23 protein-coding genes, 2 tRNA genes and 1 pseudogene are annotated in these 26,570 nt (G+C 70.4%); 13 read left to right on the top strand and 13 right to left on the bottom strand.

Translation table 11 applies throughout. The features are described from left to right. Window positions 1–3: 3 nt before the first annotated feature. Both TU30_RS00675 and TU30_RS00670 read right to left on the bottom strand, forming a co-directional pair. Window positions 4–1,743 (bottom strand): serine/threonine-protein kinase, encoded by a 1,740-nt coding sequence (locus TU30_RS00675; protein ID WP_042163160.1) that lies wholly within the window; start codon window positions 1,741–1,743, stop codon window positions 4–6. A 164-nt stretch (window positions 1,744–1,907) separates the two neighbouring features. Further along, entirely contained in the window at window positions 1,908–2,456 is a 549-nt protein-coding gene (locus TU30_RS00670; RefSeq protein WP_042163158.1) for a DNA-binding protein, read from the bottom strand. A 182-nt stretch (window positions 2,457–2,638) separates the two neighbouring features. Between TU30_RS00670 and TU30_RS00665 the strand changes: the two genes are divergently transcribed. Beyond that, window positions 2,639–2,711: transfer RNA gene (locus TU30_RS00665), tRNA-Ala, on the top strand. Window positions 2,712–2,965: 254 nt separating this feature from the next. On the opposite strand, the gene TU30_RS00660 is transcribed toward TU30_RS00665, so the two are convergent. Further along, a complete protein-coding gene (locus tag TU30_RS00660) occupies window positions 2,966–3,664 on the bottom strand; it encodes a DUF5324 family protein (protein WP_042163157.1) in 699 nt (232 codons plus the stop codon). Between the two features lie 324 nt (window positions 3,665–3,988). Between TU30_RS00660 and TU30_RS00655 the strand changes: the two genes are divergently transcribed. Both TU30_RS00655 and TU30_RS00650 read left to right on the top strand, forming a co-directional pair. After that, window positions 3,989–4,516, top strand: coding sequence for a peptidylprolyl isomerase (locus TU30_RS00655; RefSeq protein ID WP_042163156.1), 528 nt, complete (start codon window positions 3,989–3,991; stop codon window positions 4,514–4,516). 112 nt (window positions 4,517–4,628) lie between these two features. Next, window positions 4,629–5,516, top strand: coding sequence for a rhomboid family intramembrane serine protease (locus TU30_RS00650; RefSeq protein ID WP_042163154.1), 888 nt, complete (start codon window positions 4,629–4,631; stop codon window positions 5,514–5,516). 314 nt (window positions 5,517–5,830) lie between these two features. Here TU30_RS00650 and crgA read toward each other — a convergent pair whose 3' ends face one another. Then, a complete protein-coding gene (gene crgA, locus TU30_RS00645; RefSeq protein WP_042163152.1) occupies window positions 5,831–6,088 on the bottom strand; it encodes a cell division protein CrgA in 258 nt (85 codons plus the stop codon). Window positions 6,089–6,228: 140 nt separating this feature from the next. Here crgA and TU30_RS00640 point away from each other — a divergent pair, with 140 nt between their 5' ends. The 6 genes and pseudogenes from TU30_RS00640 to TU30_RS00615 all read left to right on the top strand — a co-directional run bounded on the left by TU30_RS00640 (window position 6,229) and on the right by TU30_RS00615 (window position 10,500). Continuing rightward, entirely contained in the window at window positions 6,229–7,008 is a 780-nt protein-coding gene (locus TU30_RS00640; protein ID WP_042163150.1) for a DUF881 domain-containing protein, read from the top strand. Between the two features lie 39 nt (window positions 7,009–7,047). Beyond that, window positions 7,048–7,677 (top strand): annotated as a pseudogene (locus TU30_RS00635) (sortase domain-bontaining protein). A 52-nt stretch (window positions 7,678–7,729) separates the two neighbouring features. Further along, the gene (locus TU30_RS00630; RefSeq protein ID WP_176726179.1) at window positions 7,730–7,891 is read left to right on the top strand and encodes a hypothetical protein; all 162 of its coding nucleotides are present in this window, start codon (window positions 7,730–7,732) and stop codon (window positions 7,889–7,891) included. Next, a complete protein-coding gene (locus TU30_RS00625; protein WP_042163146.1) occupies window positions 7,888–8,526 on the top strand; it encodes an aminodeoxychorismate/anthranilate synthase component II in 639 nt (212 codons plus the stop codon). The genes TU30_RS00630 and TU30_RS00625 overlap by 4 nt, the downstream gene beginning before the upstream one ends. Next, window positions 8,523–9,719 (top strand): class E sortase, encoded by a 1,197-nt coding sequence (locus TU30_RS00620; protein ID WP_042163143.1) that lies wholly within the window; start codon window positions 8,523–8,525, stop codon window positions 9,717–9,719. Before TU30_RS00625 ends, TU30_RS00620 begins: the two co-directional genes overlap by 4 nt. Before the next feature lie 13 nt (window positions 9,720–9,732). Further along, window positions 9,733–10,500, top strand: a complete 768-nt coding sequence (locus tag TU30_RS00615; protein ID WP_042163140.1) for a class E sortase — start codon at window positions 9,733–9,735, stop codon at window positions 10,498–10,500. A gap of 21 nt (window positions 10,501–10,521) precedes the next feature. Here TU30_RS00615 and TU30_RS00610 read toward each other — a convergent pair whose 3' ends face one another. The 7 genes from TU30_RS00610 to TU30_RS00580 all read right to left on the bottom strand — a co-directional run bounded on the left by TU30_RS00610 (window position 10,522) and on the right by TU30_RS00580 (window position 19,351). Beyond that, the gene (locus TU30_RS00610) at window positions 10,522–10,989 is read right to left on the bottom strand and encodes a restriction endonuclease (protein WP_199816807.1); all 468 of its coding nucleotides are present in this window, start codon (window positions 10,987–10,989) and stop codon (window positions 10,522–10,524) included. 183 nt (window positions 10,990–11,172) lie between these two features. Beyond that, entirely contained in the window at window positions 11,173–13,182 is a 2,010-nt protein-coding gene (gene pknB, locus TU30_RS00605; RefSeq protein WP_042163138.1) for a Stk1 family PASTA domain-containing Ser/Thr kinase, read from the bottom strand. Window positions 13,183–13,351: 169 nt separating this feature from the next. After that, window positions 13,352–14,824 (bottom strand): penicillin-binding protein 2, encoded by a 1,473-nt coding sequence (locus tag TU30_RS00600; protein WP_042163136.1) that lies wholly within the window; start codon window positions 14,822–14,824, stop codon window positions 13,352–13,354. Beyond that, complete coding sequence (locus TU30_RS00595) at window positions 14,821–16,257, bottom strand: FtsW/RodA/SpoVE family cell cycle protein (RefSeq protein WP_042163134.1); 1,437 nt, start codon at window positions 16,255–16,257, stop codon at window positions 14,821–14,823. Before TU30_RS00595 ends, TU30_RS00600 begins: the two co-directional genes overlap by 4 nt. A gap of 27 nt (window positions 16,258–16,284) precedes the next feature. Continuing rightward, window positions 16,285–17,832 carry a Stp1/IreP family PP2C-type Ser/Thr phosphatase gene (locus tag TU30_RS00590; RefSeq protein ID WP_042163838.1) on the bottom strand — a complete coding sequence of 516 codons (1,548 nt, stop codon included), beginning with the start codon at window positions 17,830–17,832 and terminating at the stop codon, window positions 16,285–16,287. Between the two features lie 132 nt (window positions 17,833–17,964). After that, window positions 17,965–18,474 carry an FHA domain-containing protein gene (locus tag TU30_RS00585; RefSeq protein ID WP_042163133.1) on the bottom strand — a complete coding sequence of 170 codons (510 nt, stop codon included), beginning with the start codon at window positions 18,472–18,474 and terminating at the stop codon, window positions 17,965–17,967. 10 nt (window positions 18,475–18,484) lie between these two features. After that, window positions 18,485–19,351, bottom strand: a complete 867-nt coding sequence (locus tag TU30_RS00580) for a DUF3662 and FHA domain-containing protein (RefSeq protein ID WP_042163132.1) — start codon at window positions 19,349–19,351, stop codon at window positions 18,485–18,487. Window positions 19,352–20,009: 658 nt separating this feature from the next. On the opposite strand from TU30_RS00580, the gene TU30_RS00575 reads away from it, so the two are divergent. Then, a tRNA-Leu gene (locus TU30_RS00575) sits at window positions 20,010–20,093 on the top strand. 340 nt (window positions 20,094–20,433) lie between these two features. Here the strand turns inward: TU30_RS00575 and TU30_RS00570 are convergent. Continuing rightward, window positions 20,434–21,408: an NAD(P)-dependent oxidoreductase gene (locus TU30_RS00570; RefSeq protein WP_042163130.1), complete on the bottom strand. Its 975-nt coding sequence runs from the start codon at window positions 21,406–21,408 to the stop codon at window positions 20,434–20,436. After that, window positions 21,405–22,460 (bottom strand): ScbA/BarX family gamma-butyrolactone biosynthesis protein, encoded by a 1,056-nt coding sequence (locus TU30_RS00565; protein WP_078878012.1) that lies wholly within the window; start codon window positions 22,458–22,460, stop codon window positions 21,405–21,407. Before TU30_RS00565 ends, TU30_RS00570 begins: the two co-directional genes overlap by 4 nt. 228 nt (window positions 22,461–22,688) lie before the next feature. Here TU30_RS00565 and TU30_RS00560 point away from each other — a divergent pair, with 228 nt between their 5' ends. The 3 genes from TU30_RS00560 (at window position 22,689) to TU30_RS00550 (ending at window position 26,552) form a co-directional block, all read left to right on the top strand. Next, a complete protein-coding gene (locus TU30_RS00560) occupies window positions 22,689–23,360 on the top strand; it encodes a ScbR family autoregulator-binding transcription factor (protein ID WP_042163128.1) in 672 nt (223 codons plus the stop codon). Window positions 23,361–23,623: 263 nt separating this feature from the next. Next, entirely contained in the window at window positions 23,624–25,087 is a 1,464-nt protein-coding gene (locus TU30_RS00555; RefSeq protein ID WP_370626537.1) for a DUF2252 domain-containing protein, read from the top strand. 610 nt (window positions 25,088–25,697) lie between these two features. Beyond that, a complete protein-coding gene (locus TU30_RS00550; protein ID WP_176726181.1) occupies window positions 25,698–26,552 on the top strand; it encodes a hypothetical protein in 855 nt (284 codons plus the stop codon). Window positions 26,553–26,570 lie beyond the last annotated feature (18 nt).

Below are 26,570 nucleotides of genomic sequence, written 5' to 3'. Positions count from 1 at the left end.
GGATCAGATTCTGGTGAGCGCCCAGAACCCCACGACGTAGCAGGCCAGGGCCAGGAACAGGAGAGGGACGGCTACCCGTGCGGGCGGGCCGGGACGGCGCCGGCGTCGGCTGCCCGCTCCGTGCCGTGGGCCTGCCCTGCCCGGAGACGGAGCCTCGGTGACTCCGGCGGTGCATTCGGCCGTGGAGGGATCGGCCCGGTGCGACGCGGGGCGGGGGCGCGCCGACGGCTGGGGTCGGAGGGAACGCAGCGGGCGAGTGGGGTCGTGAGGGGAGGCGTGGGACATGGGGCCGAGCCGGCCGACGTGGGCGACCTGGGGCTGCGCGTGGTACGGCGGCTGGAGCTGCCCGGGCGCCTGAGACTGCGCCGGTAACGGTGCCTGCGCCGGTGGCGGTGGCACCGGTGGTCGTGGCGTGTGTGCGTGGTGGGACGGAGCGGGGGCGGGGGTCGGCGTGACCGTGGCCTGCGGCGGTGGGAGGTGGAAACTGCCGGTGTCCGACAGGGAGGGTGACTGCGGCGGGGCGGACGGTTCCGGAGGGGAGACGGCGCTGGAGCCGGAGGCAGGCGTCCGGGGTGCGTGGGGGGTGCGGGGGGTGGAACGTGGTGCCGGGGAAGCACCCTGGCGTGGATCGGTGGGGGCGGCGCCGCTGTCCATGGAGGACGAATCCGGTGACGCCGGGAGGCTGTCGTCTCCGCCGAAGGGCCGGAGCATCGAACCTGCCTGTCCGGCGTCCGCCGACCCGACGTCTGCCGGTCCGGTCCCGGCTGCTCCGGCGTCCCCCGGTCGGCCCGTTTCCTCGTCCTGTGGAGGGTGCCCCTCCGCTCCGGGACGGCCCCGGCCCGAGCGCACGCCCGACGCCGCCTTCAGCGGCCCGGCGGGGCCGAAACCCGAGGGAAGGGGACCGAGTTGGTCGAAGATCTCGATCACTTCGTCGTCGGGCCCGGGTTCCGCGAGCAGTTCCCTGGCCGCCGCCAGGGCCTTCCGCGCCCCGGTGGCCGTACGGAACCGCGCCTGCGGGTCCGGCTGCAGCAGTGTGGCCACGACCTGCCACAGCGGCTCGGGGATGTTCTGGGGCGCCCCGGGCGTCCCGTGTTCGGCGAAGTGCTGGATGAGGGCCTTGGCGTCCGGTTTGGCGCCCTCCAGCAGGTACAGCGCGACCAGACCCACGGCGAACAGGTCCGCAGGGAAGTCCGGTTCGGAGCCCATGATCTGCTCCGGCGCCAGATAGCCGGGCGTGCCCACCACCAGGTCGGTCTCGGTCAGGCGGGGCTCTCCGAGCCGCATGGCGATGCCGAAGTCGGACAGCCGCAGCCGTGGCGTGCCCGTACCGGTCGCCTCCAGGAGGATGTTGGCGGGCTTGATGTCACGGTGCACGACGCCTTCCGTGTGCACCGCGGTGAGTCCCGCCAGGAGCTGGTCGAGCAGGGTGCTGACGAACACCGGCGGCAGGGGACCGTAGTCGCCGATGAGGTGGACCAGCGAACCGCCGGCGACCAGGTCCATGGTGAACAGGACCTGGTCGTCGTCGGCGGCCCAGCTGGTCGGGGCGAGCACATGGGGGTGGTCGATCCGCAGAGCCTGCTCGCGCACGAAACGGAGCAGGGAGTGGGCGTCGCTCTGCAGCAGGACCTTGGCGGCCGCGTAGCGACGACGACGGTGGTCCCAGGCACGCCAGACGGCACCGACACCTCCGCGCCCGATCGGGTCGACCAGTTCGTACCGGCCGGCAAAGACCTCACCCATGGCTGTGCGTCGCTCCTCCCCCAGCGGTGCCGTGCCCGGTCCTGTCCTACCCCTTCTGCCTCACACCGATCTCTCCCCCGACTGCCTCCCCCGTGATGAGCGGTTCGACTCCCCCGGCGCTCCCGTGCCCTCGGCCGCCGGACCCCCTCCGGCGGCCGAGGACATCAGCTCTGGTGGGCCTGGTAGTGCGTGACCGCGTCGGAGGTCCGGCCCGCGCCGTAGACCCGGAGGAACTCTGCCAGCTCGGGGTGGGTCGGGGCGAGGGTGTCGGCGGCGTCGATGATGTCACCGGCGGCCGCCACCGACCGCAGCAGCGACTGGATCTCGCGTACCACCCGCTTGACCGTGGGCGCCCCCGAACCGCTCGTCGTCTGCGTGGTGTTGCTGAGTACCGAGCCGCCCTGCGACTTCTTGATCTCCTCCATGCGTTCGGCGGCCTCGGCCGCGCTGACGCTTCCGTCCGCGACCTGTCCCGCCAAGTCCTGCAGCAGCTGCACCCGCTGGACCACCGCGGGGTTGCCGATCTTTGCCCGCTGACCGCTCATCAGCTGCGACAGCATCGGAGCGGACAGTCCCAGCACCCCCGCGAGACGAGCCTGGTTGAGGCCAAGATCGTCGATGAGCTTACGGAAGAGCGTCCCCAGTGGCTCCCCGTACCAGTTCCGCTGCAGTTCCCGCGCTCTTGCGGTGGCTTCCTGCTGTGCGGCGTCCATTGCGTCTCCCCATCGCTTCCCCAAGAACCGTGCTTCGCTCCAGCGAACCACGCCGAGCATCTTACGGAGAGTGGTCGGTCACGGGGACCCCAATCCTTTTTGCGGAACCCCCCGGGTGACCCGGTACTCTGGTGTCCGACGCCCGCCCGGAGGTCCCTCTTCCTGGTGGACGCTTTGTTCGCGGGGCCTTAGCTCAGTTGGTAGAGCGCTGTCTTTGCATGGCAGATGTCAGGGGTTCGACTCCCCTAGGCTCCACAAGGAAACCCCTCCCACCTGCGGAAACGCGGAGGGAGGGGTTTTTGCTTACCGGCACCCACCGTCCGGCACCCACCGTCCGGCATCCGCCTTCCGACGCTCGTGTCCGGCTCCCGTTCTCCGGTCCCGCCCCGGGCTGTTTCACGTGAAACAGCCCGGTGGGGCAGAAGAGGCTGAAGTCTTCTGCCCCACCGGGCTGCTGACGCCGCAGGTTGTCGATACCGCAGACCGATGGTGCCGCCGCGCAGACAGGCCTAGGGGTGCTCGTCGCGCTTGGCGGCCTCCTCGGCCTCCTTCGCCCGGACCTCGGGGTCGAGTGTGGACCCGCGGCTGCCGTCCACCGACGTCAGCGTGCCGGACTCCTGGACATCGGTCGCGGGCGGCGGCTCCACCAGCCAGTCCGGGTTGGCCTGCTTGTCCCACCACTTCCAGGCGGCGAAGGCGCCACCTGCGACGGCGCCCAGAACAAAGACCACCTTCGCGGCACGGCCGGCCTTCGCGCGCCGCTGCTGCTTACGGACCAGCTTCTGGATCTGCTGGGCCGAGACCTGACCGCGCAGGGCGGCCAGCACCGCCGCGCTGCGCGCCGCCGCCTCGTCCTTCGCCGGACCGGCGGCGGCCCTGGCCTGCTCGAGCCTCGGCCGGGAGTACTCCGCCGCCTGCTGGGCGGCCTTGCGGGTCCGGGCGGCGGCCTCATGGGCGGCCAGGTCGACCTTCGGCGGCACATGAGTACGGGCCTGCTCCACATACGGCTGGACATGGGCGCCGTACTGGACGAGGGCATGCCCTGCGGCCTGCGACACCTTGGGGGCCAGCCGTACGCGTGCCTCCTGCGCGTACTGCGCGGCCTTCACCTTGGCCGTGTCGGCGTAGGGCGCCACCACGTCCGCGGCGTGCAGCACGCTGTCCTTCGCCGAATCAGTCGCAGCGCGCACGCTTTCGATGCGGGTCACGGTTCCTCCTCCTCGGTGGCGTACGTTTTTCGACTGTCCACCCTTTTACGGATCATGCCTCCCGCTTCGCCACTGGGCATGTGCGGGCGGGCATACGGGTTCCGCTGGCGTTGACCGAGTGCAGTAGCGGATGAAGACGGGGAACTCCGGCCGGTCGTCGACCATGCCACGGATCGTTGCCGAGTGCCCCCGTCGCGGCGGCACTCACCCGTTTTCCGCAAGCCGTTCGGCTCTGTTGTCCCTCCTGTGAACGGACGTCGGGCGACTGCGCGCCCCGTCCATGCGAGGATCAGGGCGTTACGGAAAGACAACGGAAGGCACACCGTGGCTGACCAGCTCTACGCCACCCTGAAGACCAACAACGGCGACATCGAGGTCCGGCTCTTCGCGAACCAGGCGCCGATCACCGTCAGGAACTTCGTCGAGCTCGCCAAGGGCGAGCGGGAGTGGACGCACCCGGAGACCGGGGCGAAGTCCACGGCCAAGCTCTACGACGGCACGGTCTTCCACCGGGTGATCAGTGGCTTCATGATTCAGGGCGGGGACCCGCTGGGCAACGGCACCGGCGGTCCCGGCTACCAGTTCGAGGACGAGTTCCACCCGGACCTGCGCTTCGACAAGCCCTACCTGCTGGCGATGGCCAACGCGGGCCCGGGCACCAACGGCTCGCAGTTCTTCATCACCGTCTCTCCGACGGCGTGGCTGAACCGCAAGCACACCATCTTCGGCGAGGTCACCGACGCCGCGAGCCAGAAGGTGATCGACACCATCGCGGCCGCGCAGACCAACCCGCGCACCGACCGTCCGCTCAATGACGTCGTCATCGAGTCGGTCGAGATCCGCGAGGGCTGAGGACGGCCCTGTCCCCGAGGAGTGCGCAAGCCTCCCAGAGGGAACCAAACGCCCCGCTCATCCGTAAGGATGGGCGGGGCGGGGCTTTTTTCCACACGATCTAGGGGATCCCATGGACGACCAGGCTGCCGGCAGCCCGCAGGACGCCCACGGCGTCCTCGCCTGCTATCGCCACCCGGACCGTGAGACCGGCATCCGCTGCACCCGCTGCGAGCGCCCGATCTGCCCCGAGTGCATGATCAGCGCCTCGGTCGGGTTCCAGTGCCCCGAATGTGTCCGCGGCGGCTCGGGGACCGGCCACGCGCCCACGGCCTCCATGCCCCGCACGATCGCCGGAGGCGCCATCGCCGCGGACCCCCGGCTGGTCACCAAGATCCTTCTCGGGATCAATGCCGCGGTGTTCGTCGCGGTGCACGTCTGGTCGTCGCTGCTCGGCCATCTCGTGCTGATCGGGGTCTGGCCCCCGACGCCGTTCCCTCCCGCCGAGGGCGTCGCCGAGGGCGAGTGGTACCGCCTGGTCACCTCGATGTTCACCCACGAGGCGATCTGGCACATCGCCTTCAACATGCTCAGTCTGTGGTGGCTCGGCGGCCCGCTCGAGCAGGCCCTGGGCCGAGCCCGCTATCTCGTGCTCTACCTGATCTCGGGTCTGGCGGGCAGTGCGCTGACCTACCTGCTGGCCTCGGGGTCCACGGCCTCGCTCGGTGCCTCCGGCGCCATCTTCGGGCTGTTCGGCGCAACCGCGGTCCTGGTGCGCCGGCTCAACTACGACATGCGGCCGATCATCGCACTGCTGGTGATCAACTTGATCTTCACCTTCGGCTGGAGCAACATCGCCTGGCAGGCTCATATCGGAGGGCTCGTCGCCGGTGTCGTGATCGGGTACGCCATGGTCCATGCTCCGCGCGAGCGGCGGGCGCTGATCCAGTACGGGACCTGTGCACTGGTTCTCGCCGCGGTCGCGCTGGTGACTCTGGTGAGGACGGCCCAGCTCGCCTGAGTGAGGGTTGTCCACAGCATGTGGCGGATCTTGTGCACACCGTGTGGGAACATCTGTGCCCGATGTCACTGACCTTTGTTTCCCCAGGTCAGAGGCGCGCGAACGAGCATTCGGTTACCGGTGCTTCTGTCGTACCGGCGTCAACGTTCGAGGGGTTATCCACAGATCGGGGTTTCTTTTCCCCACGCTGTGGAAACGCCTGTGGATAACCCGGTGGACAGCCCTGCCCGGAGCTGGCGACGGCCCTGCTCCGAGCTGTCGGGCAGCTCGGAGCAGGGCCTGCTGGTCCCGTGGGCGACGAGCGCTGCCGGGCGTTACTTCCACTGCGTGGAGACGCCGAATCCGGCGGCGATGAAGCCGAAGCCCACCACGATGTTCCAGTTGCCCAGGGCATCGATGGGCAGCTTGCCGTCGGTGACGTAGAAAACGACGATCCAGGCCAGGCCGATCAGGAACAGGGTCAGCATCACCGGCGCGACCCAGGCACGGCTGGTCAACTTGAGAGCGGTTGTCTGCTTCGCCGCCGCCGGCGGCGTGTAGTCGGCCTTCTTGCGGATACGTGACTTCGGCACGAGGGTCTCTCCTGTCGATGCGCTGCGTGGCCGCGCAGGGAACTTGGTCGGGCTCGGGGCGGTTGGAAGGGGACTCCGAGCGCTCCCCCGGGCGTCCGTTAGCGTAGTGCTTCCGCGGCGCCGAAGGAGATAAGGGTACGTTGAGCAATTCTGCCGACTTCCCCGGGAGGGAATCCAGCCCTGCCCTCCGACGGCGCTTCCGGCCTGTCCGGATCCTCACCGCGGGTGTCTTCGCCCTCGCGGGTCTGCTCTTCTTCACCAGCTTCAACACGGCGAAGGGGACCAACATCCGCACGGACGATTCGCTGCTGAAGCTGTCCGACCTCATTCACGAGCGCAGCCACAAGAACGGTGAGCTGGAGGAGTCCAACGGGGTTCTGCGCGGGGACGTCGAGTCCCTCGCCGAGCGCGACGCGGGAAGGAGCGCGGCGGAGGACGACGAACTCGCCGGCCTGGAGCGCCGCGCGGGGACGCAGGAACTCGAGGGCGAGGCCGTCACGGTCACGCTCGACGACGCTCCGCCGGACGCCACCGCCAGGCTTCCCGGGTACCCCGAGCCGGAGCCCGACTACCTGGTCATCCACCAGCAGGACCTCCAGGCCGTGGTGAACGCGATGTGGCAGGGCGGTGCCGAGGGCATCAAGGTCATGGACCAGCGGCTGATCTCCACCAGCGCGGTGCGCTGTGTGGGCAACACCCTGATCCTCCAGGGCCGTGTCTACTCGCCGCCGTACAAGATCACGGCGGTCGGTGACCCGGAGAAGCTGAAGAACGCGCTCGCGGCCTCTCCGTCGATCCAGAACTACATGGTGTACGTCAACGTCTACGGGCTCGGCTGGAAGGTCGAGGACGACGGGCCGGTGACTCTGCCCGGATACTCGGGCACAGTGGACCTGCACTACGCGAAGCCCGTGGAGTAGAGCCCGCGGGGCGGGTTCTGGGCCGGGGCCGACCAGGTCGTGGCCGGCCGGATCGCTCTCCTCGAGGACCGGCGGGCGAGCGGGAGCACCCTGCTGTCGCCCTTGCCGCGCCGGCCGCCACGTCCTTGTCCGTACCCGCCGGGGGTCCCGGTGTCGGCGCTGCACCTGCGGGCCCTCCGGATCCGGGGCCGAAGCCGTACGTCGCGGGAAAGCCTTGCGCGATCATGTGCCCCCGCGTCGTGGTTTCACGTGGAACAAGCCCGTGCTCGAAGGCATGGAGACCGGGCCCCTGAGGAAAGGGCTCGGGCACCACGTGAACACCGCGCGGCTGGGCCGGGAGGGCGACTTCGCCGTCGTCGGCCACCGACGCACCCATGGCGACCCGTTCAAGGGCTTTCCCGGTTCGGGCGGGGTGACGGCGGTGGTGCTGACCGAGGGGACGACCTGGTTCACGTACCGGGTCGACCGGGGGCCGTGCGAAACGGTGCCGACGGACATCGAGGTGATCGGCCCTGTGCCACGTACTTCCGGGTACACGCGTCCTGGCCGCGGTCTGACGCCGACGACGCGCGCACCGGAACGGGGCGTGGTCACCGGCTGATCGTCCGGGCGTATCCGGACTCCACGCAGCCTGCGGAGGCCGGGAAACCGGAGGCGTTGCGCCGTTAGTCTGGTGACGTACGGCGTGGGTCTGGTGCCGTGGTGCGACGGAAGGGACGGCATGTACAGCTGGATCTGGCGGCATCTGCCGGGGAACGGATGGGTGCGGGCACTCATCTCACTCGTGCTGATCATCGCTGTGGTCTATGTCCTCTTCCAGTACGTCTTCCCCTGGGCCGAGCCGCTGCTGCCCTTCAACGATGTGACGGTGGACAACCAGTGAGCGCGCGCATTCTCGTGGTCGACAACTACGACAGCTTCGTCTTCAACCTGGTCCAGTACCTGTACCAACTGGGTGCCGAGTGTGAGGTGCTGCGCAACGACGAGGTGTCGACGGCGCATGCGCAGGACGGTTTCGACGGTGTGCTGCTGTCCCCGGGGCCCGGCACTCCCGAGCAGGCGGGGGTCTGCGTGGACATGGTGCGGCACTGCGCGTCGACCGGGGTGCCCGTTTTCGGTGTCTGCCTCGGCATGCAGTCCATGCAGGTGGCCTACGGCGGTGTCGTGGACCGTGCGCCCGAGTTGCTGCATGGGAAGACCTCGCGGGTCGAGCACGGGGGCAAGGGCGTGTTCGCGGGTCTTCCGTCCCCGTTCACGGCGACGCGCTACCACTCGTTGGCCGCCGAGCCGGACACCGTGCCGGAGGAGCTGGAAGTGACGGCCCGGACGCCGGACGGCATCGTGATGGGTCTGCGCCACCGTGCACTGCGTGTCGAGGGGGTGCAGTTCCACCCCGAGTCGGTGCTCACCGAACACGGGCACCGGATGCTGGCCAACTGGCTGGTGGAGTGCGGGGACGAAGGAGCGGTGGCGAGATCGGCGGGGCTCGCCCCGGTGGTGGGCAGGTCGTCGGCGTGACCGCGCTGCGCCCCGAGCGCGAGTCCGGTGCCGGGAACGGGGAGTCCTTCACGGAGGGCTCCGCGTACGGCACCGGCGGCGGGCAGGGGACCTCGTACGGGCAACAGCAGCCGTACGGGGCACCCGGCACGCTCGGGGGCGGCGACTGGTACGACACCACCCAGCAGGGCGCCTACTCCTACGGCGGCGCGGGTTCGGCCGGTCCGGGTTCGGTCGGCGGTGGTGCGGCCGGGTCCGAGGACAGCACCGCGTATCTGCCGCCCGTCGACGAGGGTGCGTACCTGCCGCCCGTGGACGAGGAGACGATGGCGCTGCGGATCCCTGATCCGCCGCCGCAGCACAGGGAGTCCCCGGCGGGTGCCGGGGGCCGGGCGGAGCGCAGGAAGGCCGCCAGGAGGCGTCAAGGCCGCCGTGGTGGGACGAACACTCCTGCCGAGGCCCGCGATGCCCCGCAGGGCCGCAGCGGGCCCCAGGTGCCGCTCTCGCGGGTGGAGGCGCGGCGGCGGGCCCGGGAGCGGAAGGCCAGTCCCGCCGTCATCGCGAGTCGGGGGATCGGCGAGGTGTTCATCACCTGCGGTGTGCTGATGCTGCTGTTCGTCACCTACCAGTTGTGGTGGACGAACGTGCGCGCACAGGCACAGGCCGGCCAGGAGGCCAGTGACCTCCAGAGCGACTGGGCCAACGGTGAGCGCAAGCCGGGCGCGTTCGAGCCGGGGCAGGGTTTCGCGTTGCTGCACATCCCGCGGCTGGACGTGGTGGTGCCGATCGCCGAGGGCATCGACAGCAAGAAGGTGCTCGACCGGGGCATGGTGGGCCACTACGCGGAGGGCGTCCTGAAGACGGCGATGCCCGACGACAAGGAGGGCAACTTCGGGGTCGCGGGGCACCGCAACACGCACGGGGAACCGTTCCGGTACATCAACCGGCTGGAGCCGGGCGACCCGATCGTCGTGGAGACGCAGGACACGTACTTCGTCTACAAGATGGCGTCGATCCTGCCGGTGACGCCGCCGAGCAACGTGAGCGTCCTCGAACCGGTGCCGAAGGAGTCGGGCTTCACCGAGCCGGGCCGCTACATCACGCTGACCACCTGCACGCCGGAGTTCACCAGCAAGTACCGCATGATCGTCTGGGGCAAGATGGACGAGGAACGGCCGCGCAGCAAGGGCAAGCCGGATGCGCTCGTCAGTTAAGGGCAGAGGAAACGTGGCAGCGACCGCCGACGACACCGAAGAGCACAGCGCCAGGCCCGCGTCACCGCCGTCCCCGGCCCGCCGCCGTATGGGACCGGGCGCGATACTGGTCAGCGCCCTCGGGGAACTCCTCATCACCGCGGGTCTGGTGCTCGGTCTGTTCGTCGTCTACTCGCTGTGGTGGACGAACGTGCTCGCCGACCGCGAGGCGGGCAAGCAGGCCGACAAGGTGCGCGACAACTGGGCCCGGGGGCCCGGCGGCGACGGCGCCGGTGGCGGGCCCGCCTCCTACGACAGCAAGAACGGCATCGGCTTCCTGCACGTGCCCGCGATGGGCGGCGACGACATCCTGATCGAGAAGGGCACCACGATGAAGGTGCTCAACGACGGCGTCGCCGGCTACTACACCGACCCCGTGAAGGCGACCCTGCCGACGTCCGGCAAGAAGGGCAACTTCTCGCTGGCCGCGCACCGGGACGGCCACGGGGCCACGTTCCACGACATCCACAAGATCAAGGACGGCGACCCGATCGTCTTCGAGACGAAGGACACCTGGTACGTCTACAAGACCTACGCGATCCTTCCCGAGACCTCGAAGTACAACGTGGACGTCCTCTCCGAGGTGCCCGAGGAGTCCGGCCGCAAGAAGGCCGGCCACTACATCACCCTGACGACCTGCACACCGGTGTACACCAGCAGGTACCGCTACGTCGTCTGGGGCGAACTGGTCCGCACGGAGAAGGTGGACGAGGACCGGACGCCGCCGGAGGAACTGCGCTGAGGCGACGCTGAGGCGAGAGCGTTACTTCGAGTGTCTCTGTCGCCCCACAGGGCGAAGGCCCGAAGCCGCACCTTTCTCTTGCGGCTTCGGGCCTTCGCGGACCATCCCCTGTCGCAGCGCCTTGAGACGCACCCCGGCGGTCCAGGCCCCGACTTCTCCCCGATTGACCGTGACGCCTCCGGTCAGGGCGGCGATCGCCTGCGATTCGTGGCTGAAGTCGCAGGTGGCGACGGAGAGCGCGAGGTCCACGCGGTTGACGGCCCGCGCCGCGCCGGCGAACTTCTGCGGGTCGGCACCGGGCACCGTCCAGCGGTCGGACCGGTTCCTGCACGGGACGGCCGCGGTCCGCCGGTTCACGGTCCGCCCGGCCGCAGTGCGGCCGGTGATGCCGGTGTTCCTCTCGCTGCGGGCCTGCCGTACGACGACGCCGGTGCAGCCGTCGCGCCGCAGCAGGTCGGCGACATGCTGTGCGAACACCTGCCGGGGCATCGCCCCGAGCGTCGGCCGGAGCAGAACCCGGATGCCCCGCCCCACCCGTTCGTTCGACCAGCGGCGGCAGACGAAGGCCCGAGCGAAATGAGGGCGCGCGTTCGGGCCGGGTCCATGAAGAAGCCCCGGCTTCCTCCGAAGAGGGCGCCGGGGCTCCGTCGTGTCCTGGGTGCCGGAGGTGGGTCAGTCGTCCTCGTTGCCGCCGGTGAGGCCGCCGAAGAAGCCGCCGCCGCCGTCGCCCCCGTTGTTGCCGCCCTGGTCCAGGGTGAAGAGGCTGACCGCCGTGCCCTTGTCGACCTGGTTGCCCTGGCCCGGGTCGGCCCCGATGACGCGGGAGTTGGGGTCCTGCGAACCCTTGATCTCGCCGACCGCCAGCCCGGCCTCCTGGAGCATCTTCTGGGCGTCCTTCAGCGTCTGGCCGTTGACGTTCGGGACGGCGACCTTCTCGTTCGCCTTGGCCTTGCCGACGACGATCTGCACCTGGGAGTTCTTGTCGACCTGCTGGTTGGGACCCGGCGTGGTCGAGATGACCTTGCCGACCTGGTTCGCGTCGTCGACCTCCTGCTCGGTGCAGTTGCCGACCAGGTCGTTGGCGGTCATCTGCGCCTTGGCCTCGTCGCACGTCTTGTTGAAGACGTCCGGGACCGTCGACCTGGCCACCGCCTTGGCGACGGTGAGGGTGACGGTGGTGCCCTTCTCGACCTCCTCGCCGAGAGCCGGGTCCTGCTCGAGGACGGTGCCGGCTGTCTCCGTGGACTCCTTCTCCTTCGTCTCGACGACGAAGGCGTACTTGTCGCCCTCCAGCTCGGCCGTGGCGTCGTCGACGTTGTCGCCGACGACGCTCGGCACCGCCACCTTGGGCGCCCCGGTGGACACCACGAGGTTGACGGTGGACTCCTTCTTGACGTCGGTGCCCGGATCGATGTCCTGCTCGCAGATGTTGCCCTTGGCCTGGTCCTCGCAGGGCTTCGAGGTGAACGCCAGGACCAGGTCCGTGTTGGTGGCCTTTTTCTCCGCGGCTGCCTTGGTCGTGCCGACGAAGTTCGGGACCGCGACGTTGTCGTTGCCCACGCCTCCGTTGCCGGAGAAGGCCCAGCGGCCGATGAGGATGGCGCCGATCAGGACCAGGGCGCCCGCCGCGACCAGCAGGATCGTCGAGGTGTTGTTGTTGTTCTTCTTCTGCTGGCGGCGCCGGCCGGGGCGGTCGTCGTAGCCGTAGCCGCCGTCGTCCGGGTTCATGGGGGGCAGCATCGACGTGGCGGCGCCGGAGTCCGAGCGCAGGGCCGTCGTCGCCTGGTCGTCGGGGTAGCCGCCGTAGCCGGCCGCGCCCATCGTGGCGGCGGCGGCGACGGGCTGGCCGTCGAGGTAGGCCTCGATGTCGGCGCGCATCTCGTCGGCCGACTGGTAGCGGTAGTCGGGGTCCTTGACGAGCGCCTTCAGCGTGATCGCGTCTATCTCGGGCGTGACCTCGGGGTCGAAGACGCTCGGTGCCTGCGGTTCCTCCCGGACGTGCTGGTAGGCGACCGCGACCGGGGAGTCGCCGACGAACGGCGGTCGGACGGTGAGGAGTTCGTACAGCAGACAGCCGGTGGAGTACAGGTCGGAGCGGGCGTCGACCTGTTCGCCCTTGGCCTGCTCCGGCGAGAGGTACTGCGCGGTGCCGATGACCGCCGAGGTCTGTGTCATCGTCATGCCGGAGTCGCCCATGGCGCGGGCGATGCCGAAGTCCATGACCTTGACCTGGCCGTTGCGCGTCAGCATGACGTTCGCGGGCTTGATGTCGCGGTGGACGATGCCGGCCCGGTGCGAGTACTCCAGGGCCTGGAGGATGCCGATGGTCATCTCCAGCGTCCGCTCCGGCAGCAGCTTGCGGCCGCTGTGCAGGAGCTCACGGAGCGTGGAGCCGTCGACGTACTCCATGACGATGTACGGGATGGAGACCCCGTCGATGTAGTCCTCACCCGTGTCGTAGACCGCGACGATCGCGGGATGGTTGAGCGAGGCGGCCGACTGGGCCTCCCGGCGGAACCGGGCCTGGAAGGACGGGTCGCGCGCGAGGTCGGCGCGGAGCGTCTTCACTGCAACGGTGCGGCCGAGACGGGTGTCATGGGCGAGGTAGACCTCTGCCATGCCTCCGCGGCCGAGCACCTGGCCCAGTTCGTACCGGCCGCCGAGGCGACGCGGCTCTTCCATAGCTACCTACCAGCCCTCTCCGTCGGTCCCGGCCGGCACGTTCGTGCGGCCGGAGGCTGCCGTCCGGGCCTACCGTACCCGGCTCGCTTTGTGTGACCTGGCCAAGTACCGCAGCCGATACAGGACCGGTACCGCTACGTGCGCCTATGGGCGGCGGACGTGATCGGGGTCACTGCTTGCCCTTGACGACCGCCTCCATCACGCTCTTCGCGATCGGGGCCGCGAGGCCACCACCGGAGATGTCGCCCCGTACGGCGTTGTCGTCCTCGATGATCACGGCGACGGCCACCGGTGAGCTGCCGTCCTCGCCCTTGGCGTAGGAGATGAACCACGCGTAGGGGTTCTCGCTGTTGTCCACACCGTGCTGGGCGGTACCCGTCTTGCCGCCGACGGTGACGCCGTCGATCTGCGCGTTGGAGCCGGTGCCCTCGGAGACGACGGTCTCCATCATCGACTGGAGGATCTGGGCGTTCTCCGCCGACATCGGCTTGCTCAGCTCCTCCGGCTCCGTCTTCTCGATGGTGTCGAGGCTCGGGGCCTGGAGTTCGTCGACCATGTAGGGCTGCATCAGGGTGCCGTTGTTGGCGATGGCGGCGGTGACCATGGCCATCTGCAGCGGGGTGGCGGCGGTGTTGAACTGGCCGATGGAGGAGAGCGCGGTCTGCGAGGGCTCCATGTCGTCGGAGAAGATCGAGGCGCTGGAGCGGACCGGGACGAACTGTTCCTCGGTGAAGCCGAACTTCTTGGCGTACTCGAGCATCGTGTCGTTGCCGAGGTCGGCGCCGATCTTGCCGAAGACGGTGTTGCAGGAGACGCGGAGCGCTTCGCGGAGGGTGGCGTCCTTGCAGGGGAGGTCGCCGTCGTTCTTCAGCTCGGTGGTGGTCTCCGGCATGACCCACGGCAGCGGCGTGTCGGTCTTGTCGTCCGCGCTCTCGTACAGGCCCTCCTCCAGGGCGGCGGCCGCGGTGAGGACCTTGAAGGTGGAACCGGGCGGGTAGACCTCACGCAGGGCCCGGTTCAGCATCGGGTCGTCCTCGTTGTCCTTCTTCTGCAGCTTCTGCCACGCCTCGGCGTCCGCGGCGTCGTCGCCGGCGATCGTGGACGGGTCGTAGGACGGGAAGGAGGCGAGGGAGAGGATCTTGCCGGTGGAAGGTTCGATGGCGACGACGGAGCCCTTGCCGCCCTGCTTCTTCAGTCCCTCGTAGGCGGCTTTCTGCGCGTCCGCGTTGAGGGTGGTGACGACGTTGCCGCCCTCCTTGTTCTTGCCCGTCAGCATGTCGAGCGTGTTGCGGAAGAACAGGCGGTCGTCGTTGCCGGTGAGGATGCCGTCCTCGATGGACTCCAGCTGGTTGGCGCCGAAGGCCTGGGAGACGAAGCCGGTGACCGGCGCCCACATGGCGCCGTCCTTGTAGGTGCGCTTGTACTTGAAGTCGCCCTTGGTGGTGGCGTGTCCGGTGATGGGTTCGCCGCCGACGATGATGTCGCCGCGCGGTGAGGCGTACCGCTCGATGGCGACCCGGCGGTTGTGCTCGTCGGTCCTCAGCTCGTCGGCCTGGACGTACTGGAGCCAGTTGTCGCGGATGAGGAGCGTGAGGATGAGGAGGCCGCAGAAGATCGCGATTCGGCGCAGGGGCTTGTTCACGGGCGGACCACCTGGGTCATCTCGGCGTCGGGGTTGGCGGCGGGGGCGGGGGCGGGGCGTCTGGCCGTGTCGCTGATTCTCAGCAGGATGCCGATCAGTGCCCAGTTGGCGATGACGGACGAACCGCCGTACGCCAGGAACGGCATCGTCATACCGGTCAGCGGGATCAGGCCCATGACGCCGCCGGCGACGACGAAGACCTGGAGCGCGAAGGCGCCGGACAGGCCGATGGCGAGCAGCTTGCCGAAGGGGTCGCGGGCGGCGAGGGCGGTGCGCACGCCGCGTTCCACGATCAGCGCGTAGAGCAGGAGCAGGGCCATGACGCCGGCCAGGCCGAGTTCCTCGCCGAAGGTGGCGAGAATGAAGTCGGAGTTGGCGGCGAACCGGATGAGGTCGGAGTGGCCCTGGCCCCAGCCGGTGCCGAGGGTGCCGCCGGAGCCGAAGGCCCACAGTGCCTGCATGGCCTGTTCGGAGTGGCCGACGATGCCTTCCCGGCTGAGGGTGTATTCCTTCATCGGGTCGAGCCAGGCGTCGACGCGCTGCTGGATGTGGGGTTCGAAGCTGGCGACGCCGACGGCGCCGACGGCGGACATCAGCAGACCGAAGACGATCCAGCTGGTGCGTTCGGTGGCGACGTACAGCATGATCACGAACATGCCGAAGAACAGCAGCGAGGTGCCGAGGTCGGTCTCGAAGACGAGGATGAGGATCGAGATCGCCCAGACGACCAGGATGGGGCCGAGGTCGCGTCCGCGGGGGAGGTAGAGACCCATGAAGCGGCGGCTGGCCAGGGCGAGTGCGTCGCGCTTCACCATGAGGTAGCCGGCGAAGAAGATCGCCAGGACGATCTTGGCGAACTCACCGGGCTGGATGGAGAAGCTGCCGACCTTGATCCAGATCTTGGCGCCGTAGATGTTCTGGCCGAGGCCGGGCACCAGCGGCAGCAGCAGGAGGACCAGCGCACCGAGCATCGAGATGTAGGTGTAGCGCTGCAGGACGCGGTGGTCCTTGAGGAAGACCAGTACGGCGACGAACAGGCCGATGCCCATGGCGGTGTAGAGCAGTTGCCGGGGCGCGGCGGTGCCCGCCTGCTTGATTCCCTGCAGCAGTTCGGACTGGTCGAGCCGCCAGATGGCGACGAGCCCGAGCCCGTTGAGCAGGGTGGCCAGCGGCAGCATCAGCGGGTCCGCGTACGGTGCGAACTTCCGTACGACGAGGTGGCCGATGCCGGCCATCAGGCCGAGGCCCAGGCCGTAGCTCAGCAGGCCGGCCGGGATCTCGTCGTTGAGGGCCAGCCCGACGTTGGCGTAGGCGAAGACCGGGATGACGACGGCGAAGACGAGTAGTGCGAGCTCGGTGTTGCGCCGGCTCGGCGCCCCGATCGCACCGATCGTGGACGTGTGCTGCGCCGATGGGTTGGTAGTACTGCTCATCGTGTGACAGGGCCTCTCACGGCTTGCCTACTGCTTACCGCACAGCGAGACGACCTTCCGCTCCTCCTCCGAGAGGCTGGGGCCGGGGCTGGGAGTAGGTGCGGACGGGGGCGTGGACTGCTGCGGTGCCTCGGTCGAGCCCGAGGGGGTCGGCGTCGGCGAGGCCTTGGACGTGAAGGAGGCGGGTGTGGTTCCCGTGGTGCCTCCGGCCTCGCCCTCGCCGGTCTTCGCGCTGTTCTTGCTGTCGGCGGCGCGGCGCTCGGCTTCCTTCCTGCACGCGGAGGCCTGTACCGCGAGTTCGTCGATCTTCGTCCGGGCGCCGTGCAGGTCGCCCTCGGCGATGGTCGCCTCGACCAGCTTCCGCTGGTAGGGCGGCAGGTACTTGAGTTCGATCTCGGGGTGGTCCTTCTCGACCTTCGAGAGCGAGACCCAGGCCAGGTCCTGGCTGATGCCCTGGTAGAGCGCGACGTGCTCGCCGTTGGTGCCGACGTAGTACTGGGTCTGCGTCCAGCGCCAGCCGCTGTACACGCCGCCGCCGATGACGGCGAGGGTGAGCAGGCCGAAGAAGGAGCGCTTGAGCCAGCGGCGGCTCTTGCGGGGCTTGACGAAGGTGTCCTCGTCGTAGCCGAAGCCGTCGGTCTGGATGAAGCCGGTGACGTCGTCACCGCTACCGGGCGGGCCGAACTCGCCTTCACCCTCCCCGCCGCCCCGGCCGCGTCTGCGGCCGAGTCCGGCGGCGCGGCCGGCCGGGGTCTGCATGGCGCTGCTGTCGCTGGGCTGGGTCTGGTTCTCGGCGACGGCGCCGACCACGACCGGGGCGTCGGACAGCTGGCCGGCCAGGGTGTCGCCGGTGTCGAGGTCGAGGACGTCGGCGATGATCACGGTGATGTTGTCCGGACCGCCGCCGCGCAGTGCCAGCTCGATCAGGTTCTGGACGGTGTCCTCGGGGCCCTGGTAGCCGGCGAGGGCCTCCTCCATGGTCTGGTGGGAGACCACGCCGGACAGGCCGTCGGAGCAGATCAGGTACCGGTCGCCCGCCCGGACCTCACGGATCGACAGGTCGGGTTCGACGTGCTCGCCGCTGCCGAGGGCCCGCATGAGCAGGGACCGCTGCGGGTGGGTGGTCGCCTCCTCCTCGGTGATCCGTCCCTCGTCCACCAGCCGCTGCACCCAGGTGTGGTCCTGGGTGATCTGGGTGAGGACGCCGTCGCGCAGCAGGTAGGCCCTGGAGTCGCCGACGTGGACCATGCCGAGGCGCTGGCCGGTCCACAGCAGCGCGGTCAGGGTGGTGCCCATGCCCTCGAGCTGGGGGTCCTCCTCGACCATCATGCGCAGCTGGTCGTTGGCGCGCTGTACGGCCGAGCCGAGGGAGGTGAGCAGGTCGGAACCGGGTACGTCGTCGTCGAGCGAGACGATGGTGGAGATGGCCTCGGAGGAGGCGACCTCGCCGGCCGCGGCGCCGCCCATGCCGTCGGCGATGGCGAGCAGGCGGGGGCCGGCGTAACCGGAGTCCTCGTTGCCCTCGCGGATCATCCCCTTGTGCGATCCGGCGGCGAAGCGCAGGGACAGACTCATGCGCACCTCGCCCGTCGGCTCCGGGTACAGCCGGTCGTGTCGAGCCACACTGCCCACCCTCCGGTCGGGAGCGCGCCGGGGCCCGGGGTGGGGGCCCCCACTGCGTGCTCGCTCCGCTCGCTCATTGTCGTACTACTTCCGCAGCTCGATGACGGTCTTGCCGATGCGGATCGGTGAACCCGGTCCGATCGGTGTGGGGGTCGTCAGCCTGGACCGGTCCAGATAGGTGCCGTTCGTGGAACCCAGGTCCTCGACGATCCACTGGCCGTCGCGGTCCGGGTAGATCCGGGCATGGCGGCTGGAGGCGTAGTCGTCGTCCAGCACGATCGTGCTGTCGTGTGCCCGGCCCAGCGTGATGGTCTGGCCCTGGAGCGCGACGGTGGTGCCCGTGAGGGTGCCCTCGGTCACGACCAGCTTGGTGGGGGCGTTGCGGCCGCGGCGGCCGCCCCCGGACTGCTGGCGCTGCGGCGGTGGTGCCTGCCGGGCGCTCTGTTGCGGCCGGGCGGCCTCCCGGCGTGCTCCGCGCTGGGTGACCCGCGTGCCGAACAGGTCACTGCGGATGACCTGTACGGCCACGATCACGAACAGCCACAGAACGGCCAGGAAACCCAGCCGCATGACCGTGAGGGTCAGCTCTGACATTGCCCCCGCTTCACCCTTCGGCTTGCCGGTAAATGATGGTGGTGCTGCCCACGACGATCCGCGAGCCGTCGCGGAGCGTAGCGCGGGTGGTGTGCTGTCCGTCCACCACGATGCCGTTGGTGGATCCGAGGTCCTGGATCGTCGAGGGCGTTCCGGTCCGGATCTCGCAGTGCCGGCGGGACACGCCGGGGTCGTCGATCCGCACGTCGGCTTCGGTGCTGCGGCCCAGTACGAGCGTTGCGTTGGAGATCTGGTGGCGGTTGCCGTTGATCTCGATCCAGTGCCGGGTGCGTCCGGCGGACGCGGGCGCGGCGGGGGGCCGCTGGCCGCCCGCGGGCTGCGGGTAGCCGTAGCCGCCGGGCCGGCCGCCGGGCGGTGGCGCGGCCGGCATGGGCGGGGCGCCGCCCGAGGGACCGGCGGGCGGGTAGCCGTAGCCGCCGGGGCCGCCGGCGGGCGGGCCGCCCGTGCCGGGTCCGCCGGGGCCGGGGCCCGCCTGGCTGCTGGAGGAGGCGAGCGTACGGCTGCGCACCCGGTACAGGCCGGTGTCGAGGTCGTCCGCCTTCTCCAGGTGCACCTTGATGGGGCCCATGAAGGTGTAGCGCTGCTGCTTGGCGTAGTCGCGCACCATGCCGGCGAGTTCGTCCCCGAGCTGCCCGGAGTACGGGCTGAGCCGCTCGAAGTCGGGGGTGCTCAGCTCGACGATGAAGTCGTTGGGGACGACGGTGCGGTCGCGGTTCCAGATGGTCGCGTTGTTGTCGCACTCCCGCTGGAGAGCTCCCGCGATCTCCACGGGCTGCACCTCGGACTTGAACACCTTGGCAAAGGTGCCGTTGACCAGGCCTTCGAGTCGCTGCTCGAACTTCTTCAGGACTCCCATGGGGCACCTCCTCCGTCGTTGCCGTCCTGCGTACTGCCCTGTCTTCCACTGCTGCTTCTACTGCGTCTACTGCCCGGTGCGCTGTCGCGTGCACCGCATAACCGGTACTGCTTACTGATCGTATCCACGCCCTGGTCGATCGGCTGGTTCCCCCTGCCCGCCCGGCCGACGGGTGTCGACGTCCGGCGGGGTTCCTCCGGGCTCCCCTCCGGTACTCCTTCGGCCGTGCCTGTGCGAGCCCCCGCCATGGATCGTAGAGGGGCCGTGGACCAGTGTCCCGCACCTGACTGTGGGACTCCGCCCGGTACCTGGGGAGACGGGGGGTACCGGTACGAGGTTGATACGTGAAGCGGTTCTCGATCGGTTCTTGACCGGTTCTCGGGGGCGGGCGGGAGCGGTACGGGCGTCAGGGGGCGGAGTGATGGGGCGGCGACCTTGATCATGCGTGGCTGCCCGGGGGCGGTCAGGGGGTGCTTCGGGGGTGGCCGGTGCGCGGCCCGAGGGCTGCTCAGGGGCAGCTCACCGGCCGCGCCGCTGCTCAGTGCGGGTGAGTTCCGGGGAGAGGAAAGGGATGTGAATCCACCCCGGCCAGCGTGCTAATGTTCAGGAGTCGAAAGGCGCCGGACCCAACGGGGAAGGCCCTGATGGCACACCCAATGCGCGGGTGGCGGAATAGGCAGACGCGCTGGATTCAGGTTCCAGTGCCCGAAAGGGCGTGGGGGTTCAACTCCCCCCTCGCGCACACCGTCGGACGGGCGGCATCCATCTCGGATGCCGCCCGTTTCGCATGCCCGGGCCGGGTGCGGCGGGTGGGGGTGGAGGTGGGAGCGGGCCCGGATCGTGTGAGGAACATCTCATGATCCTTTTGGGTGCGTGGTGACTGGAAGTGCAGGTGTCGGTGCGTTCCGCAGTCGAAATGAGAGGTGCGGGGGCGACCGGGGTTCGAAGCTGTGGCCGAGTGGTGCCGTGGCCTGCGGGGCGGTGTCGAACGTGTGTCACGAGAGTCGAACCGACGGGTCGGTTTCTCCCCCTGGGCGCGGGCTCAGGAGCGGGGCGGGCGCGGTGGCCGTGGTGGTGGCCGGTCAGGGGGCGGTGACGAACGACCGGTACCAGGGGGCGGCGTGCGGGAAGGTGCGGAGGAACGGCTCGCCCGGGGAGCAGTCCAGGGTGGCCCAGAAGGTGTCGTCCTTGAACCAGTGGTCGACGGTGAGCATGCCGAGGTGATGCAGGGCACGCGGGGAGCCGGCGGCCCGTGCGTAGGCGGTCGTGACGTCGACCGCGGCTTTCCCGGCGGGCTGCTCCACGTGCGTGCGGACGGCCGTGAGCAACTCCGACGTGGAGACCGGGTCCGGATGGTTGACGTAGTGGACGCCGGGACCGTGGGACGGGGAGAGCGCCGCGGCGACGGCCGCGCGGCCCAGGGTGTCGACGTCGATCATCGAATGCAGCGCCCCGCAGCCCGCCACGGTGGCCGACAACTCCCGTAGGAGTCCCACCAGGCCGGGAACCATCCAGCGGTCGCCGGCGCCGTGCACCAGGTGGGGCCGCAGCACCAGGCCGCCCGCGTCGAGGACGTGCCGCTCGGCCGCGGCACGCGTGCGACTGGTGGCGGAGGCGGGGGCGACGGGGGCCTCGCCGGGCCGTACGCCCCGGAAGGGACCCCTGCCGTGGACGGCGGCGGTGCTCACGTACACGATGCGGCGCACCCCACTGCGTACCGCCTCCTCCACCAGGGCCTTCGTGCCCCGGTCGTTGACCGCCGCGACGGATTCGGGGGCGCCGGTGATGCGCGAGGCGCAGTGGACGAGGACGTCGACGCCGGCGCAACTGCCCTGCAGGGAGGCGGGGTCGGCGAGGTCGCCGGGGACGGTTCCGGCGGGCGGTGGTGCGCCCGGGGAGGTGTGCGCCGCTTGCGGAGCCTCGGGCGGACGTGCGTTCCCGGCGGATGTGCGGCGGGAGAGCAACCGGACCCGGGTGTCAGCGCGTTGGCGTGCTGCGGCGGTGATCCGGCCGCCGATGAAGCCGGTGCCGCCCGTGATCAGGAGGTTCACCGTCACGTCAGCGACCGTACCGGGGCCGGGGCCTGGCCCGGGCTCGGGGGTGGCCCCGGGCTCCGTCGACGGGGTGCGCGGGCGAGGGTGACGGTGAAGACGGGTTCGCCGTTCTGCAGGCCGCAGACCCGTACGGTCACGTCGTTCCCGGCGCCCGTGTCGTAGACCTCGGTTTCGAGGAGGCAGGGACTGTCCAGTTCGGTGTAGCGGCTGAAGGAGGAGGCCAGATCGGACGGCAGGAAGACGCGTCCGCCGGTTGCCGCTGTCGCCGCCTGGCGGGCCGCCTCGAACAGCACCATGCCGGGGACGTGGTCGTTGGGCCGGGCGAAGAGCACGGGGTGGCCGGTGTCGACGCGCAGGAGCCAGGTGCCGGGGCGGTCCGAGCGGGCGAGGACGACGTCCTCCGCGCGGTGGCGGCCGACCAGTGTGTGAGGGACGGGAGGTAAGGGAGGTATCACGTCGTGCCGGCCGGCCGGCCGCCCGGCTCGCAGTCGGCGGTACGCGGCCGGCGAGGTGCAGCCCATGCTCCCGGTGCCCCGGGCGACGAGCCGTCCCGAGCGGTGGAACTCCATGACCGTGCGCATGCTGCTCAGACCGCGGCCCCGGCGGCGTACCTCGGAGCAGGCGACGTCGACGGTGACCGGTTCCGCGGCGTCTGCGAGCAGCAGTCCGGAGGGGGCGGTGGAGACGCCCAGGTCCCACATGACGAAGTGGGTGTCGAGGGGAGCGCCGAATTCGGCGTGGGCGATGGCCATCGTCGCCTGGCGCAGTGTCTCGGCGACGATCATCGGGTCCTGGTGGAGGCCGTCCACGGGGCCGAAGAAGGAGTGCTCGGCGGGCCAGTGCGCGGTGACGCGGAAGTCGCGCTCGGACAGGCGGACCCATTGCGTCGGGAAGACGTCCGCCGCGCGGGTGCGGTGGGCGAGTTCCCCGGTGACCCGGGTGACGGCGTCGGTTTCGGCACTGTCACCGGCGGCCTGCCCGGCGGTGGTCGCGGGCGTGCTCCGCTGTCCGGTCCGATCCTCCGTGGGTGTGCTGGTGGTACCTGACTGCGGCATGAGGAACCCTCCGGATAGAAGGCCTGACTCCGGTCGACCTCGCACTAAGATACGGACGAGTTGGTTTTTTTCAAGGGTGATCCACATCGTTGGGGACGAACCCGCAGTCCGCCCACGCGTTCGAACGTATCGCGGCACGGCGGCAGGGCGACCGCGTTGCTCCGGCCCGGCTGCTTCACGGCGGTCCACGAGCTCACCACAGATCCACAGAGATGCAGGAGGCGCCCGATGGCGCGACAGGAGCGCGCGATCCGCACCCGGCGGACCATTCTGGACGCGGCGGCGGCCGTCTTCGACGAACGCGGTTACACCTCGGCGACCATCGGCGAGATCCTGGACCGGGCCGGGGTGACCAAGGGCGCGCTGTACTTCCACTTCGGATCCAAGGAGGAGCTGGCGCTCGGCATCTTCGAGGAGCAACTCGCGGTCGCTCTGCCGCCCCAGTCCAGCAAGCTCCAGGAGCTCGTCGACTCCGGTCTGGTGCTGGCCCTGCGGCTGTGTACGGATCCGCTGGTGCGCGCCAGTGTCGGACTGGCCCTGGACCAGGGGGCGTTGGGACTGGACCGGACTCCGGCCTTCCGGATGTGGATCGACCAGATCACCCGGACCCTGGCCGAGGCGAAGGCGGGGGGCGAGCTGCTGCCGCACGTCGAGGTGACGGAGACGGCGGAACTGCTGGTCGCGAGCTACTCGGGAGTGCAGCTCCTCTCACAGCTGCGCTGTCAGCGGCAGGATCTGGAGCACCGGGTCGTGGTGCTCTTCCAGCACATGCTGCCGGGCGTCGCGGTGCCGGCGGTGCTGGCCCGGCTGGACATCTCGGCGGACCGCGGCCGGCGGGCCCTCGCGGAGTGGCGGCTGGAACCGGCCACGGAGAGTGCGGCCGAGGCGGGAGCGGGATAGCGGACGGGGACAGGCAGACGCCGTGTCCCGGCCGGTGGCAGGGGGTACGGGTGGGTGACGGTGTTGTCCACAGTCCCGGAGTTGTCCACAGGACCTGACGCGTTTCGGCCACCGGGTTGTACGGTCGGCACGGTTGATGTCATGGCCTGCGCCGGTGCCCGTGTCGGCTTCGAGGCGGGCCGACGGCCGGATCGTCGTTCGCGTGCGGCCGGCCGACGTGTCGGTACGGGCGTACGTGTGGGCGTACGGGGGAGGCGGTTGTGGTGACCGGAGTGGATGCCGGCGGGGCCGGGGCGGGCAGGACGGCGGGGCGGGCGGAGCCGGAGCCTGCTGCGGGTGAGGTGCGGCGGCTGCCGCGTGTACCGGGTTTCGCGGCGTGGCCGCCCGAGGGCTCGGCCAAGGAGGACGGCAGAACCCTGCGCCGGCTGGTGCCGCGCAGTGTGCATTCCGCTCTCGACCTGGATCCCTCGCGCCCGGACGCGGTCAGCGCGGTCGAGGAGTCCAGCCGTGGCCGGCTGCCCGAGCTGACGCCGATGCGGGTGGGCCGGATGGCGGCGACACCGTTCGCCTTCCTGCGCGGATCGGCGGGCCTGATGGGCCACGACCTGGCCCGCACCCCGATGACGCGGATCCGCGCGCAGCTCTGCGGCGACGCGCACGCGGCGAACTTCGGCCTGTACGGCGACGCGCGCGGCGGGCTGGTCATCGATCTGAACGACTTCGACGAGACGGTATGGGGCCCCTGGGAGTGGGACCTCAAGCGGCTCGCCACCTCGCTGGTGCTCGCGGGACGGCAGGTCGGCGCGGACGAGGACACCTGCCGCAAGGCAGCCCGTGACACGGTGGGCGCCTACCGTCGCACGATGCGGCTGCTGGCGAAGATGCCGGTGCTGGACGCGTGGAACGCCATCGCCGACGAGGAACTGGTCTCCCACACCGACGCGCACGATCTGCTCGGCACGCTGGAGCGGGTCTACACGAAGGCCCGTGCCAACACCAGCGGCCGTTTCGCGGCCAAGTCCACCGTGGCCGTGGAGGACGGCGGGCGCCGCTTCGTCGACGCCCCGCCGGTGCTGCGCCGTGTACCCGACGCCGAGGCCCTCGCGGTGGCCACCTCCCTGGAGCAGTACGTCGGCACCCTCCAGCCCGACCGGCTTCCGCTGCTGGCCCGGCACGCGGTGCAGGACGTGGCGTTCCGCGTCGTCGGCACGGGCAGCGTGGGCACCCGCTCGTACGTCGTGCTGCTCCTCGACCACCGGGGCGAGCCCCTCGTCCTCCAGGTGAAGGAGGCCCGCGCCTCGGCGCTGGTACCGCACCTGCTGACAGCCGGCTTCGACGTCCCCGACGCCGACCACGAGGGCCGGCGCGTGGTCCTGGGCCAGAAGCGGATGCAGGTGGTCAGCGACAACCTGCTGGGCTGGACGACCGTCGACGGGCGGCCCTTCCAGGTACGGCAGTTCCGCAACCGCAAGGGCAGCGTCGACCCGACGGCCCTGTCCGCCGACGAGGTCGACGACTACGCCCGGATGACCGGCGCCCTCCTGGCCCGCGCCCACTCCCACAGCGCCGACCCCCGCCTGATCTCCGGTTACTGCGGAAAGAACGACGAACTCGACGAGGCGATGGGCGAGTTCGCCTTCCGCTACGCCGACCGCACGGAGGCGGACCACGCGGACCTGGTGGCCGCGGTCCGGTCGGGCCGGATCGCGGCCGAGACGGGGGTCTGAGCACTGCTTCACCGTCTTCGGCGGCTTCCCTTCCCGGTGGCTGATCTGCCGTGGGACGACGTCAGGTGCTTCTTCGACCCGGACCGATGGGGCGCTGCCGGACCTGGGTGTTCCTGACGCCTCGGCGCATGACTGGCAGGCGGTTCCCGATCTCGCCGTCGCGCGCGGCGGGGAGTACGGGTACTTCCCGGGCGGGACGGTGCCGCCGATTCCGCGGGCGGAGGCCGTGCTGTCCCGTCCGGCCGACGCGAAGCGCCCGGTCCTGCGCGAGCGGCCGGCTGCCGACGTGCCGGCGGTCCTCCGCTTCCGGCCGGTGGACGCGGTCGACTTCGACGTGGGTCTGCGGGAGCTCCCAGGGGCCGGAGCGACGATGTGTTCTGCGGTTTCCTGCGGGCGCTCGGGCGGCGGCTGGACACGCCGGTGGGCATGGCGGCCGGGGGTGGTGACGGCGGCCGTCCGGTGCTGGGGTACGACGTCGGGGCCGGTCGGGTCGGGGTGTGGGGGAGCCGGTGGGCCATGAATCCGGTCGGCCGGGGCGGAGGGGACGGTCGGCTGTCGGGAGACAGGGTGGTGGGATCCGGGGGTGGCGGTCGTGGCCTACGCTGTCCGGGTGACGACCTCGGAAGGTGAGCAGGGCAGCGGCGGCGCCGGTGCGGAGCAGGTGGCGGCCGACGGTGGTGCGCAGCGGCCCGAGGCACGGCTGGAGCAGGCCGTGCGGGCCGCGGAGCGGGCGCTGATCGAGTTCGAGATCGCGGTGGACACCTTCCGTATCGAGGTCGAGAACTTCTCCCGGCTGCACGAGCAGCGGCTCGGCCCCGTGTACGCCCGCCTCGAGGAGCTGGACACCCGCATCCTGGAGGCCAAAGCCACCCGCAGCGGTGACCCCGAGGACCGCCGGCTGGCCGACGACGCGCGCTCCCGGCTGCAGCCGATCCCCGGTGTGGAGGAACTGCTGGGCGGCTGGATGGACGGCAACGGTCTCTTCCCCGAGGCCGCGGCCATGCTCACCGACCAGCCGGTCCGGCCCCCGGAGCGGGTGCGGCCCAGCGAGGAGGCGCGCAAGCTCTACCGCGACCTCGCCCGCAAGGCCCACCCGGACCTGGCGCAGGAGGAGGCGGAACGCCACCGTCGCGAGGAGTTCATCACCCGCGTCAACGCCGCCTACGCCCGCGGCAGCGAGGCCGAGCTGCGGGAGCTCACCGCGGAATGGGCGGCGGGCCCGAAGCTGAAGGAGCAGGCCCCGAGCGCCGGCGAAGAGCTCTACGCCCGGCTCGAATGGCTTGCCCGGCGCAAGGAACTGCTCACCCTGGTCGCGAAGGAGCTCGAGGAGGGCGCCATCGGCTCGATGCTCCGGCTGGCCCCGGACGACCCGGACCGTCTCCTGGAGGAGATCGCCGAGCAACTGCGGGCCCAGGTGGCCGAGCGCGAGGCGGAACTGGCGGCTCTGGAGGCCCTAGAGGGCTGAGCCGCCGGCCGGCGGGCG

The organism is Streptomyces sp. NBRC 110035 (assembly GCF_000829695.1).
Classification (GTDB): Bacteria; Actinomycetota; Actinomycetes; order Streptomycetales; family Streptomycetaceae; genus Streptomyces.
The sequence above is the reverse complement of the archived record's forward strand: the minus strand, read 5'-3'. Positions and strand labels throughout refer to the sequence as shown.